At 39.7% G+C, this 12,979-nt stretch carries 15 protein-coding genes; 1 reads left to right on the top strand and 14 read right to left on the bottom strand.

Going from position 1 to position 12,979, the window contains the following annotated elements; all coding sequences use genetic code 11:
* Positions 1-34: 34 nt before the first annotated feature.
* The 5 genes from ACSAMO_RS01165 to ACSAMO_RS01145 all read right to left on the bottom strand — a co-directional run bounded on the left by ACSAMO_RS01165 (position 35) and on the right by ACSAMO_RS01145 (position 3,132).
* Complete coding sequence (locus tag ACSAMO_RS01165) at positions 35-946, bottom strand: primase C-terminal domain-containing protein (protein WP_044967241.1); 912 nt, start codon at positions 944-946, stop codon at positions 35-37.
* A 380-nt stretch (positions 947-1,326) separates the two neighbouring features.
* A complete protein-coding gene (locus ACSAMO_RS01160) occupies positions 1,327-1,605 on the bottom strand; it encodes a helix-turn-helix transcriptional regulator (protein WP_024407057.1) in 279 nt (92 codons plus the stop codon).
* A gap of 151 nt (positions 1,606-1,756) precedes the next feature.
* Positions 1,757-2,041: a topoisomerase C-terminal repeat-containing protein gene (locus ACSAMO_RS01155; protein WP_002326770.1), complete on the bottom strand. Its 285-nt coding sequence runs from the start codon at positions 2,039-2,041 to the stop codon at positions 1,757-1,759.
* A gap of 145 nt (positions 2,042-2,186) precedes the next feature.
* A complete protein-coding gene (gene erm(B), locus ACSAMO_RS01150) occupies positions 2,187-2,924 on the bottom strand; it encodes a 23S rRNA (adenine(2058)-N(6))-methyltransferase Erm(B) (protein WP_074090627.1) in 738 nt (245 codons plus the stop codon).
* Positions 2,925-3,048: 124 nt separating this feature from the next.
* Positions 3,049-3,132, bottom strand: coding sequence for a 23S rRNA methyltransferase attenuation leader peptide (locus ACSAMO_RS01145; RefSeq protein ID WP_001814874.1), 84 nt, complete (start codon positions 3,130-3,132; stop codon positions 3,049-3,051).
* 179 nt (positions 3,133-3,311) lie between these two features.
* On the opposite strand from ACSAMO_RS01145, the gene ACSAMO_RS01140 reads away from it, so the two are divergent.
* On the top strand, positions 3,312-3,869 hold the full coding sequence (locus tag ACSAMO_RS01140; protein WP_005946872.1) for a TetR/AcrR family transcriptional regulator: 558 nt from the start codon (positions 3,312-3,314) through the stop codon (positions 3,867-3,869).
* A 46-nt stretch (positions 3,870-3,915) separates the two neighbouring features.
* Here the strand turns inward: ACSAMO_RS01140 and ACSAMO_RS01135 are convergent, their stop codons facing one another.
* The 9 genes from ACSAMO_RS01135 to ACSAMO_RS01095 form a co-directional block, all read right to left on the bottom strand.
* A complete protein-coding gene (locus ACSAMO_RS01135; RefSeq protein ID WP_025489605.1) occupies positions 3,916-4,818 on the bottom strand; it encodes a conjugal transfer protein in 903 nt (300 codons plus the stop codon).
* Positions 4,819-4,835: 17 nt separating this feature from the next.
* A complete protein-coding gene (locus ACSAMO_RS01130) occupies positions 4,836-5,843 on the bottom strand; it encodes a bifunctional lytic transglycosylase/C40 family peptidase (RefSeq protein WP_025489604.1) in 1,008 nt (335 codons plus the stop codon).
* Positions 5,840-8,029: a CD3337/EF1877 family mobilome membrane protein gene (locus ACSAMO_RS01125; protein WP_025489603.1), complete on the bottom strand. Its 2,190-nt coding sequence runs from the start codon at positions 8,027-8,029 to the stop codon at positions 5,840-5,842. Before ACSAMO_RS01125 ends, ACSAMO_RS01130 begins: the two co-directional genes overlap by 4 nt.
* Complete coding sequence (tcpF, locus tag ACSAMO_RS01120) at positions 8,029-10,479, bottom strand: conjugal transfer ATPase TcpF (protein ID WP_025489602.1); 2,451 nt, start codon at positions 10,477-10,479, stop codon at positions 8,029-8,031. Before tcpF ends, ACSAMO_RS01125 begins: the two co-directional genes overlap by 1 nt.
* The gene (locus tag ACSAMO_RS01115) at positions 10,457-10,855 is read right to left on the bottom strand and encodes a conjugal transfer protein (protein ID WP_003061368.1); all 399 of its coding nucleotides are present in this window, start codon (positions 10,853-10,855) and stop codon (positions 10,457-10,459) included. The genes tcpF and ACSAMO_RS01115 overlap by 23 nt, the downstream gene beginning before the upstream one ends.
* Positions 10,856-10,963: 108 nt before the next feature.
* Complete coding sequence (locus ACSAMO_RS01110) at positions 10,964-11,467, bottom strand: antirestriction protein ArdA (protein WP_002323345.1); 504 nt, start codon at positions 11,465-11,467, stop codon at positions 10,964-10,966.
* A 17-nt stretch (positions 11,468-11,484) separates the two neighbouring features.
* Complete coding sequence (locus ACSAMO_RS01105) at positions 11,485-11,988, bottom strand: antirestriction protein ArdA (protein WP_025489601.1); 504 nt, start codon at positions 11,986-11,988, stop codon at positions 11,485-11,487.
* On the bottom strand, positions 11,907-12,203 hold the full coding sequence (locus ACSAMO_RS01100) for a conjugal transfer protein (RefSeq protein ID WP_074038079.1): 297 nt from the start codon (positions 12,201-12,203) through the stop codon (positions 11,907-11,909). The genes ACSAMO_RS01105 and ACSAMO_RS01100 overlap by 82 nt, the downstream gene beginning before the upstream one ends.
* An 88-nt stretch (positions 12,204-12,291) precedes the next feature.
* Positions 12,292-12,918 carry an alpha/beta fold hydrolase gene (locus ACSAMO_RS01095; protein ID WP_022620533.1) on the bottom strand — a complete coding sequence of 209 codons (627 nt, stop codon included), beginning with the start codon at positions 12,916-12,918 and terminating at the stop codon, positions 12,292-12,294.
* Between the last annotated feature and the right edge of the window lie 61 nt (positions 12,919-12,979).

Here is a 12,979-nt window from a genome sequence, read left to right as displayed (position 1 = left end):
AATACTATTTCAAATAGTCATTTAACTAATCTAATTAGTATTTTAAAATGTTTTTAAACTCAAACATATTATATTCGCACGTTTCGATTGAATAGCCTGAACTAAAGTAGGCTAAAGAGAGGGTAAACATAACGCTATTGCGCCCTACTAAACCCTTTTCTCCTGAAAATTTCGTTTCGTGCAATAAGAGATTAAACCAGGGTTCATCTACTTGTTTTTTGCCTTCTGTACCGCTTAAAACCGTTAGACTTGAACGAGTAAAGCCCTTATTATCTGTTTGTTTGAAAGACCAATCTTGCCATTCTTTGAAAGAATAACGGTAATTGGGATCAAAAAATTCTACATTGTCCGTTCTTGGTATACGAGCAATCCCAAAATGATTGCACGTTAGATCAACTGGCAAAGACTTTCCAAAATATTCTCGGATATTTTGCGAGATTATTTTGGCTGCTTTGACAGATTTAAATTCTGATTTTGAAGTCACATAGACTGGCGTTTCTAAAACAAAATATGCTTGATAACCTTTATCAGATTTGATAATTAACGTAGGCATAAAACCTAAATCAATAGCTGTTGTTAAAATATCGCTTGCTGAAATAGTTTCTTTTTCCGTGTGAATATCAAAATCAATAAAGAAGGTATTGATTTGTCTTAAATTGTTTTCAGAATGTCCTTTAGTGTATGAACGGTTTTCGTCTGCATACGTACCATAACGATAAACGTTTGGTGTCCAATGCGTAAATGTATCTTGATTTTCGTGAATCGCTTCTTCGGAAGTCAGAACAACGCCACGTCCGCCAATCATGCTTTTTTTTGAGCGATACGCAAAAATAGCCCCTTTACTTTTACCTGGCTTGGTAGTGATTGAGCGAATTTTACTATTTTTAAATTTGTACTTTAACAAGCCGTCATGAAGCACAGTTTCTACAACAAAAGGGATATTCATTCAGCTGTTCTCCTTTCTTACGAAAATTAATTAGTTAGAAGCTACGATCAAAGTTGAATCACAACAAAAAAGGCAATCAACTAAGTTTTTCTTAATTGATTGCCTGGTATCTTCTTAAAGACTTGAAATCCCCTCAAAAACCCGATATAATGGGTTTACAGATATTTAAGTATCTGATTAATAAAGTAATTAAATACTTTACCAAATTTTGGGTCTCGACTTCTTTAATTGATTGGTGGTAATCAATTAAGGCTCGCAGTTAAAGTTTCTCAGGCTTTAACTGGTCGTGGCTCTTTTTTTGTATTCTTTATTCAGTTCGTTGTTTCGTTATATCTAGTATATCGCTTTTTAAAAAAATAAGCAATGATTTCGTGCATTATTCACACGAAATCATTGCTTTTTTCTTCTTCCATTTCTAACTCCAATGTTACTTGTTCTGTTTCTGGTTCTGGTTCTGTTGGCTCATTTGGGATTAAATCCACTACTAGCGTTGAGTTAGTTAACTTTGCAATTTGTTCTAGTGTTTTTATGGTTGGATCTGATTTTCCTGATTCTATTCGTGAATAATTTGATCTACTCATTTCTAATTCTTGGGAGAATTTTTCTTTTGATTTGGTACCTCTCATCTTTTTTAAGCTTTCTCTAAATGCTAGTTCCAAGTTTCTCCCCCCTCTTTTTGTGTCATAAAATTCACGCTTTATTTAAATTATAGCTTTTAATATCTTAATAAACAAGTGATTAATCACTTGTGATTTGTGATAAGTGATTTGTGATTAATATATAAAAGCCCTCTTTAAAGGGCTTTTATGTTTATTTTGAAAAAGAGATAAAATCAATATATCCCTTTTCCCCAATTTTTACAACGGCATTGTAGGGCTTTTTCTCTTTGTTTTTGATTCCTTTTACCAGGGTTTCTTTTCCCTCCAGTAATTCTTTTACATTCGTTTTGGTTAGTTTTTTCTTTCTAAAATGTTCAGCTAAAGTAAACTTACATTCAGGATAATTTGAACAACCATAAAACGATTTTTTTAATACAATATTGTTGCCACACTTAGGACATTTTCCTACAAGGGGTCCCGAGCGCTTAGTGGGAATTTGTACCCCTTATCGATACAAATTCCCCGTAGGCGCTAGGGACCTCTTTAGCTTCTTGGAAGCTGTCAGTAGTATATCTAATAATTTATCTCCATTCCCTTTAGTAACGTGTAACTTTCCAAATTTAAAAAAGCGACTCATAGAATTATTTCCTCCCGTTAAATAATAGATAACTATTAAAAATAGACAATACTTGCTCATAAGTAACGGTACTTAAATTGTTTACTTTGGCGTGTTTCATTGCTTGATGAAACTGATTTTTAGTAAACAGTTGACGATATTCTCGATTGACCCATTTTGAAACAAAGTACGTATATAGCTTCCAATATTTATCTGGAACATCTGTGGTATGGCGGGTAAGTTTTATTAAGACACTGTTTACTTTTGGTTTAGGATGAAAGCATTCCGCTGGCAGCTTAAGCAATTGCTGAATCGAGACTTGAGTGTGCAAGAGCAACCCTAGTGTTCGGTGAATATCCAAGGTACGCTTGTAGAATCCTTCTTCAACAATCAGATAGATGTCAGACGCATGGCTTTCAAAAACCACTTTTTTAATAATTTGTGTGCTTAAATGGTAAGGAATACTCCCAACAATTTTATACCTCTGTTTGTTAGGGAATTGAAACTGTAGAATATCTTGGTGAATTAAAGTGACACGACTGTTCAGTTTTAATTTTTCTGACGATAAGTTGAATAGATGACTGTCTAATTCAATAGACGTTACCTGTTTACTTATTTTAGCCAGTTTCGTCGTTAAATGCCCTTTACCTGTTCCAATTTCGTAAACGGTATCGGTTTCTTTTAAATTCAATTGTTTTATTATTTGGTTGAGTACTTTTTCACTCGTTAAAAAGTTTTGAGAATATTTTATATTTTTGTTCATGTAATCACTCCTGAAGTGATTACATCTGTAAATAAATACAGAAGTTAAACGATTTGTTTGTAATTTTAGTTATCTGTTTAAAAAGTCATAAGATTAGTCACTGGTAGGAATTAATCTAACGTATTTATTTATCTGCGTAATCACTGTTTTTAGTCTGTTTCAAAACAGTAGATGTTTTATCTACATTACGCATTTGGAATACCAACATGACGAATCCCTCCTTCTTAATTACAAATTTTTAGCATCTAATTTAACTTCAATTCCTATTATACACAAAATTTTAAGAAAGTCAATAAATAATCATAATTTTCTAATTGTGTTATTGACTACACTAATTCAATTAGCTAGAATTGTGTTTGTATGATATTTTGAATGAGGTGCATAACTATGAAAACCACTAAAGAAGCAGTAATAAAAGCAACATCAGACTTAGCAGATGAAAAAGGATTAAATAACGTTTCGTTAAAAGCTGTTGCTCAAAAATTAAACATTCGTACACCATCTTTATATAATCACATAGAAAGTTTAGATAATCTTCTTTTAGAAGTTGCTCATAATGGTATGCGTGACATGAATGAAAGAATGATGAAAATTGCCGTTGGAAAAATAGGGAAAGAAGCAATTAAGTTAGTTTCTATCGAATACCTAAACTATATGATTGAACACCCCGGAGTTTATGAAACAATTCAATGGGCTGTGTGGCACGGAACAGAGGAAACAGCAACCATTTTTAACAACTATCTTTCATTATTAACTACTCTTATCCAATCGTGCAGTCTTAACAAAGACAAAACACTTGAAATATTAAATATGCTTACTGGAATAATTCACGGTTATACAACTTTGCAATTAGGAAACGCTTTTTCTGCCTCAGATAAAGTTAGATTTGAATTAGCTGAAGCGATAGATACTTTATTAGTCGGGATTTTCCAGAAGTATAAATAATATATTTAGGCTTGCAAATCAATACAGAACTGCAAGCCTTTTTCTTTTATCCTACAATCTTCCAGTTGCTATCCTTATGTAGCACAAGCTCATACTGTGATACTTGTGTCGCCTTTGTCTGATTATCAAGGAATTTTACAGCTACTTTAACTTTCACATTATCCCCGTCCTTTGTAAAGATAGGGTTTACCAGTTCAGAATAAAGGTAGTCCCTGCCGATAGGCTCAATCACATTTCCAGATACATAGTAAGCAAGCTCTTTTTCTGTGGCTGTTGGATAGAGCTTAAAGAATGTTTCCAGAAATGCGGTAGCGTCATTTACCGTATCAGCGTCCACGCTTGCGTCTGCTTCTGGTGTCTTAGGCTCATAGTCTGATTTTTCGATTGCTGGTGCAAGAGTAGGGTTCTGAATGATTACCATATCCCCGTCAGCGTCTACATGGACTTTTACAGTATAAGTCGCTTTCACATTGCTTGTCTGTTCTCCCTCTTTTATCTGCTGATCTACTTCGTAGGTAGCAGAAAAAGTGTCCGTTCCCGATTGCTCGATATGCCACACAATCACATCTGTAACTGTGGAGCTGGTCGGTATATCCGTTCTGATTGTATCAACATTCAAGTCTTGCAATTCCTTTGTCAGATAACCGCTGATTGCCTGCGTCCTTGCTTCAATCGCTTCTTTGCTGTTACTCCATGTGTAATAAGACTTCGCAAAGTTCTTCACGAAATTTTCTATCCCGTTGGTGTCCTGCAAACGAAGTTCAATGATTTCTTTTTCATGGGTCGTGTGCTGGTCGATAGCCGTAAAATTCTTATACACCCCAAAGCTCACGCTTGCGATAAGCACCACCCACAACGCAATCACGGTTTTCTTATGTGTGCCTACCTTGACAGTACGCACCTTTTTTTCTTTGACATTTTCTGTCTGTTTCTTATTCTTCTTAAACATAATGTTATCCTCACTTTCTATTGTTTTACTCGTCCTGCACCGATTAAGTGCTGTTGCCAGTAACTATTATTTAGGTCTGCATATCCTATCGGATTTCCTGCGTGGTACATCTGCGTCGGCGAAACAAGAATACCGACATGTGTTACATAACTTCCAGCGTTATAGGTAGAATGGAAAAATACCAAGTCCCCAGCCTTTGCCTGCGAGAGTGGAAGATGTTGGGTGGCGTCATACTGTGCTTGTGCTGTTCTCGGTAAGGAAACACCAGCTTTTCCATAGCACCATTGCGTCAGCCCCGAACAGTCAAAGGAAGTGTTAGGATTGCTACCGCCATATACATACTTCCAGCCTTGATACTTCAATGCTTCATTCATTACTTTTTGTGCCAGTTCTCCCGATACCTGCGGAACAGTTAAATACTGATTGACTAATTCGACGTAAAATTGATTGCCATACTGATACCGCCAGCCCCCGTTCTTCGCAACGGCTATCGGGTTGGTGTAGGTTACTTTCTTTCCACCCGATTTTTCACGGGCGAAGCTCTCTGCAAGATTAAAGGTGTGTTTCTTTCCTTTTCCTGCCACATATCCCACATAGCCACCGCCATAGTTATAAGACTGTATCGCTACATTCAAATCGTCGATACCTTGATTTTTGCAGGAAGAAAGCAGGGACGCAAAATACTTACACCCCTGCTTGATTGAGCTTTCCGTATCTAAGGAATTAGGCGGTAAACCAAGACTTTCCGAACTCTGCATAACATCTTCTGCCGTACCGCCACTTTCTACTTGAATGATAGCCAATAGCACATTGACATACTCGGAAATACCGTATTCTCTGGCGTACTTTTCTACCATAGGCTGATGTTTCAAGACTTCTGCGGATAAGTTCATACCCGTAATGCCAGAAGAAAAATTGCTGTTCTCGTCGTCGCTGTCCGCACTAATCAAGACACCAAAGAAAAGCACCAGAGAAAAGAGGATAGGAAACAGAGTGCCAATGATAGCGATATGTTTCAGTTTCATTTTTTCTTCTGTCCTTTCTTCATCACAAGGTTACGAGTTTTCTCTGTTGTCTGCTGGTTCTTTTGGACGGTTTGCGTCTGCTGAACCTTTGTCCTGCGGTCTTTTGTGTAATTCTGGCGTGTTTCCTGCGATACCACTTTTTCTACATTCTGCCTATGTACTGGCTGTGCCGACTGGGTCGCTTTCTTATCAGAAGCACCAGAAGATAACGGACGCTCTTTGATAACATTTGTCTTGACTGGCTCACTTGCTTTTGAAGTGGTCGCTGTGGCAGGACGTTTGACTTCCTGCATTTTTTCCGCACTCGGCTTTGAAGCTGTGGCTGGTCGCTCATGGGGACGGGTAGCTCCCGTTGTCGCTGATCCGTCAGCCTTTCGCTGTGCCTGCCTTGCTTCTTGTGCCTTTTGAAGCTCCATACGCTTGTCAGCGATACTCTGTCTATGCTTTTCCTGCTTTTCCAAACGTCCCGTCTGTCTGGACTGCTGTTCCTGCACCATGCCACGCTTAAAGTCGGACACGCTGGACTTTGCCTTTTCCTTTGCGGAATACACCGCATAAGCGGTCTGTGTCGGCATATCCTTGATATTCTCTTTGACAGCATTTGCCTTGTCTTTCACTTTATTTTTCGTATCTAAGACAGCACCCACCTTTGAGCCTGCACGCTGTCCCATACTGGAAGTAGATGTATTGCCCCGACTGTCTTTTGTGGCTGTGTTCCTTGTCGGTTTTCTGTTTGAAATCGTGCTACCTGCCACCGCACCAGCAACACCGCCAGCAGTAACCGCACCAGCAAGCCGTCTTTCCATACGCCTAGCTCTATGTCGCATAAACAGATATGGTCTGCGGAATATCCTGCGTCCCATGTTTTGACTGTCGCCAGCGTTCAAAGAGAACATACTCATTAAATCGCCCAGCTTCATATAAATACCAGCGAAACATACTATCTGCAAGAACGCTACCATAAAGAACGGATAGTCCGTGGAGATGTTATAAAACATACTGGAAATGCTGAACGCCACCGTTACAATGAGCGTTATTCCTGCCCGTGTCATTATGGTATTAAACACCCTTACGATTGCCTGCTTCGCCATGCTTTCATAGCTCGGTATCATGGAAAGTAAAAAGCTGATAGGTAAAAACATTGCAAAGATAATAAAAAGTATCTGGCTAAATAACATCATGCCCGTAAGCAAGAATACAAATATCGTTATCCCTAAATTGAAGAACAGTAGGAAGAACACCATGCCTAAACGGTTCACGACCTGCGGTATCGTCAGATTGTTGTTGTCGTTATCTTCGATTTCTGTTTTCACGACTTCCTCTCTGGTTTTCCCGTCCTCGTCCTCTGGACTTGCCGATACAAGAGCTTCGACACGGTCTGCCCCGATTTCTTCTGTGTTGCTGTTACCGAATTGCAGAAGTAGCCACGGCTGTTCCACTTGAATAGAAAATAGGCTGTCCCGTATCAAGTCCACGCTGTCCTTGCCCTCGCTGTCGGAGTTGGGGAGCATGATTTTTGTTCCCAAGTCCAAAGAAGCGGTACTGATGTCTGATGAAAATTCATTTATCTTCTTGATGTAGTCGGGAGCGTAGGCAATAAACGAAGCGGACAGCACGAACACCACCACAAAGTTGATAACAGCGTGAAGTGCCTTGCTGGTTTCCCGTTTGATAAGTCCCGTATAAGCAACATACATTCCCACCACTAAGATAATGAGAAGCAGGAAACCAACATAGAAGCCCGTAGAAGAAAAGCCGTTCTCGGTTACACCTGCAAGGGTCTGTATGCTCTTTCCGATACTGTCTGCCATATCGTTAATAAAATCAAGTTTATAGGCTTCCTGCACCACATAGCCCGTGGCATTGCTTAAATAAAGGCTTATCGTCCAGACAAAGTTGGTAATGCAGTAAAGCCCGTACTGTACCGATTTTCCAATGCCGTCCAGCCAGTTCCACGGCAACCATGACCAGCTATTATCCACATAAAAATCAAGCTGGTAGTTGGAAAGGGGATATTTTGAGTAAAGATTTTCTGCGTTTATGGTATCGTCCACAAGCCCCGTCGCATGAGCCACCGTCCCCAAAAGTGAAAGCAGGATAAGGGAGAGTGCCACCACGAACAGAGCCATTTTGAGAAAGTGAAGTATCTTCCTTTTTGTGAACGCACCTTTTATCCTTTCTTTCATCACTCCACCTCATTTCTCTGTACGGGCGGTCTGGTATCAAAGGCGTGTAGCAGTTCTTCAAAAACTGGGTGTATCTGTACCACACCGACACGCCCGTATAAGTCCTGCAATAAGCATTGTCCGTTCTCCAAATCACGAAGCCGTTTCTGGTTGTTTTCATCGTCCTTGTCGATACCGAAAAATTCTAAGGTCTGTTTTATCTCGTTGATGTCAGTAGAACGGAAAGCGAATTTTAAGCCGATATTGTTTTTCAGACTTTCCTTTGCCACGTCCCCAGAAGATTGTGTAACGAAATAAACACCTGCCTGCATAGCTCGTCCAGCACGAACCAGCTTGTTAGAGAGCGTTTCTCCTTGTGCCACATTTAAGAACGCCCACGCTTCGTCCAAATCGACAATCTTAAAAATACTTCTGTCCGAATGGATAAAATCAAGGGCAAAGGTACTAATCACAATCAGCATAGATACCGACAATAATTCAATAGTCGTGTATTCTTCAAAGGTCGTGTCCTTATCTGGCAGTACAAGGTCGGCTACTTGAATGATATTGAGCTGGTTATCAAGGCTGATTGCATTTTCCACCGTACCGTCTGAAAACAGCAGATGTGCAAAGTCGTAGTCCGTGAAGCTGTCGATATGGTCTGCGATATTTCTTGATATGGGCGTATCTTCACGGCGTAGCTCGTCTATTACATGGAGCAAGCCCCGACTGTCGCTCTGGGTAACGGAACGAACCGCTTTTCGTAACACGGGGAATTTTTCGCCGTCCCTAGAGGAAATACCCGTAAGGAATGTCAAGATGTCGATTGCCAGACTTTCAGCGTCTTTTACATTCTTCATAATCACGAATGGGTCAAGAAGTCCTGCATTGTCTTTATCGCTGGTAAGATTTACGATATTGATTTCATGGGCGATTTCTGGAAGTGTTTCTCTCCAGTTGCCACGCTCGGCTTTGGGGTCTAAAATGACTGCTTGACCGCCAAACAACACCGAATAATACACCAGAAGATTGTTGCAGAACGACTTTCCACCGCCAAGCGAACCGACAAAAGCAGACGCTAAAGCGTTGGTAACTGTACCTTTTACGCCCTGCGAAGCTAAAGACGGTTGCAGGTACACATTTCTTCCCGTATCAACGGAATAGCCCATATAGATACCCGTAGTTTCCCCTAACTGCTGGGTCGCTCCAAAGCCAAGCCCTGCCAAGAAGTCTGATTTTACATACTGCACATAGTCATTGATATATCGCTTGCTGGCAGGTAAAAATTCAGAATGAAGCCCCAGCATATCCCCAGCAGGACGTACCAGCTTTACATTGAGGTCGTCGTAAAAGTCTTTGACTTCATCACAACGGCGTTTCAGCTCGTCAAGATCGGGTGCAGACACCCGTATAACGTAGCTTAACTTATACATACTTTCTTTTGTCTGGTCTAAGTCCGTTTCCAGCTCGTCCACGCTGTCTAAAGCGTCCACCACATTTGAGCTGGTTTCACCTCCTGCTTGATAAGCGTGATTGTCAAGGTCTTTCAATTCCTTTTTCTTGTTGCGTACGGTTGTTAATGCTTTTCGGTTCTCCACGATTTCTACATTCATAGAAGTATCAACGGGGAATGTGAATTGCTGTTGCTGGAAATAGAAGATTTCACTTGACGGAAAATCAAGCTCGCCGACAATCGCATTGACGGTAAAATAGGACACATAACTTTCCTTGTCCTCATGTTCCAAGCGTAAATACCGCTGGCTTTCTTCAATCACACACCTTGTCGGACGGATAAGGTCGTAGTATTTTATCAGCGTTTCTTTGTTCAATTTTTTTTTTGGTAGCTGGTACGCATAATCTTCATAAGCGATACCGTCCCTGCCGTAAAGATGTTCCATGAGATACCCAAAATCATTGATTTCCAAGCGACGCACCTTAAAGCGACGGGAGATTTTATTTTCCAGTAACTTTTCCATTTTCATGTAACGGTTGATTTCATCATTCGGCATGGAAACAAAATCATTCATCAGCGTATGGTTTACTTCATGGAGAAACTCTTTGAATGTCAGCCACGCCGATTTTTTGATGTTCTTCAGATTGAGCTGTTCTTCCGTAACCATGAGCTTAAAGCCAAGAAAAAAGCGGTAGTCCACTTGATTGTTCCCAATCATAGATACTAACGCTTCGGTCTGTTCGTCTATTTTCTGGTAGGCAACTTCCTTTAATTTTCCCGTTACCAGTTTCTTTGACTGCTCCTGCATACTTCGTATGGAGCTTTCTGTGGCAATCTGCAACGCATGAATTTTACCCTCACGGGACTGTGCGATTAGCTGTCGGAAACTGTCATGCACGATAAATTTCTGCTCTGCGGATAGAAAAGAATAGTTGTATGGTACCAGCTCATAATAGGCAAACACTTCATTGTCCTTGTTCCAGACAAGGTTATTGTCAATATATTTTATCGGGAACATAGTTCACACTCCTTACTGCCGTGATTGTTTCATTTAATATCTGCTTATGCAGTTTTACGGCTTTTCCTGCATAAGTGATTTTTGGTCGCAGGGCATAGGTTATCTGTGATTTCAAAAAGCTGTACGGCTTCTTTCCGTCAAAGGTTTTCTGCGACATGAACCAAGTGAGAGCAACGGGAATACCAAAGTATTTGAGAAATGCTCCCTCAATCATGGAAAGTGGGGGAATATCCCCAAACAGAATGATGATAAATTCCGTAATCACAAACCATGTAATCTGTGTAAAAGTAACGGGAAAGGGTAAGTTAAAGTCATTGATTGCATATAAGACTTTTTCCACGTTCCAGATACCCGTGTAGCTTTTAATCTTTTTCAAGTTCTTTCAGCTCCTTTCAAAATAGAAAAGGACAGCCATTTTCAGACTGTCCCTTAAAAGAGAAATACGCTGTCAGTAGCAACAATGCTTGTCGCTGATCTTCCAGCGTTAATATGGTATCTCGCACATACCTCGGCTTGTTTCAATAAAGCAACCGCCCATATCCAAATCTCGCCCGTAGGCTTCATAGTCAATGTAGTTCTGTAAGCTGGGTGGAATGTCGCCAAGTGCCTGCAATTCGTCTATGTAGTAGTAGGCAACGTCTGTCATGGTTTCACAGTCGGGATAATAATAAATATCGTCCTTGTGTTCCACGACTTCTTCCAGCGTCCCGTAGTGGCTGATAAATTCGTCCAGACACTCTACGATATAGTCGGGAAGTTCCTCTATCATTTCATACATCTCATTGAGTTCTTCAATGGAAACATACTCGCCAATCGCAATGGGGAAGTTGTCGGTATCATGGATTGCGTATTCCTCATACTGTTCATTCAAGCCGATTTTTTCTTTTACATCTTCCTCATCAATGGGAAACGTGAACCAAGCACCGACTAAATATCCCTCATTGTATTTGCCAAGATTAGCAATGTAAACCGCCATATCATCAATCATAACCACCACCTCATTTCCTACTCTGGCAGTTCAAAGATACCGTGTTCTGTTACTAAAAATTTCCCGTGTTCCTGCAAGTGAGAAGCATAGGCTTCAAAGTCAAAGTAATATTCTTGACAGTCCTCGGATAAATGCTTAAATGTCGGGTCGTTCATCAGCTTTTGCCTTGCAACATCTATCATGCTTTTGCAGTCAGGATAAACCGTAATCACGTTCCTGCAAATATAAAGTGCTTCTAAATTGTCATATACGGTCAGAAGTGATACATATTCTTCCTGCATATCACTTGAAAGCTGGCGGTACATAAAATCTAATTCGTTGAGCTGATACACGCTTGTATGTTCGTGAACTTCATCAGCATAAGGCAACACCTTTTCGATAATACAGTAATCCCCACTTTCTGCACCGATACCTAACTTTTCTTCAAACTCGGCAACATCTATCGGCAGGTCGAACCAGTATGATATTGTTTCTTCGTCAGTTGTTCCTCTCGTTTCCACCAGTACCCTTGTTTCCTGCATTGTTCCTCACGTCCTTTCTGTTGGTTCATCACATCTTTTAAGTTCTGGTATGAGATACCAAACACATATTTAGAAAAATCTTCTAACTGTCTTTCTTCATAGTCGGCAGGGTTCAGCCGTTTCATTTCATGCCACACCTTACGCTTGTAAGAGGGCAGGTCGGAAATGTATTCACAGCCGACTTTTGCCTGCATATCCTTAAAAATATCGTTCATTTCATCACTCCAATCTGAAATTTAGGTATGAAAAAAGCAGTCAATCCTAAGACTAACTGCTTTGTGTGTATGGATATGAAATTGTTTATCAGACATATTGTTTGAAAAATACATTTAACTTTTGCCCTAGTAGTGTTGGGTTATCTGTATTTACTTCATGTCCTGCATTTTCAATAATAGCTATTTCTGCGTTTTCTATCTGTTGTTGCAATTCTAAAGAAGCTTTTTTATTTATCTTATCCTTATCGCCACAGACAACAAGTACCGAACATGATATTTTTTTCAGTTCATGTTTAAAATTAAGTTCTGTCATAGATTTGCATAGATTGATAAAATCTGTTTTCTGAAAACCCATTTTTTCAAATGCTGAACAAGGCATAATACGGAATATCAGATTTTGCATTTTTAACAGATACTTTGGCATTTCATATTGTGTGCCTATTAACACTAATGAGTTCATTTTTTCTGGGTGTTCTATCGCATACTGCATAGCAAGAATACCACCTAAAGAAAGTCCACAAATATTTAGCGGTTCTTCAAACTGTTCACAGTATGTTTCCAATGTCCGATACAATGTATCATAACATGGTATTTTTCCAAAAAGCCAATCTGATAAATTAGGGCATAAAACTTCAAAATCATCATTGAATACTTTTACGGTATCACTCCAACTTTCAGAAGATTGTCCCAAACCGTGAAGCATTATATATTTCATTCCATCACTCCTAGATACTGTGTTTCATATCCACATTATAACATTCGCATATCAGCACCAC

This window comes from Ructibacterium sp. SJQ-7, from assembly GCF_054696575.1.
Note: the sequence above shows the minus strand (reverse complement) of the source record. Positions and strands in the feature narration are given on the sequence as shown.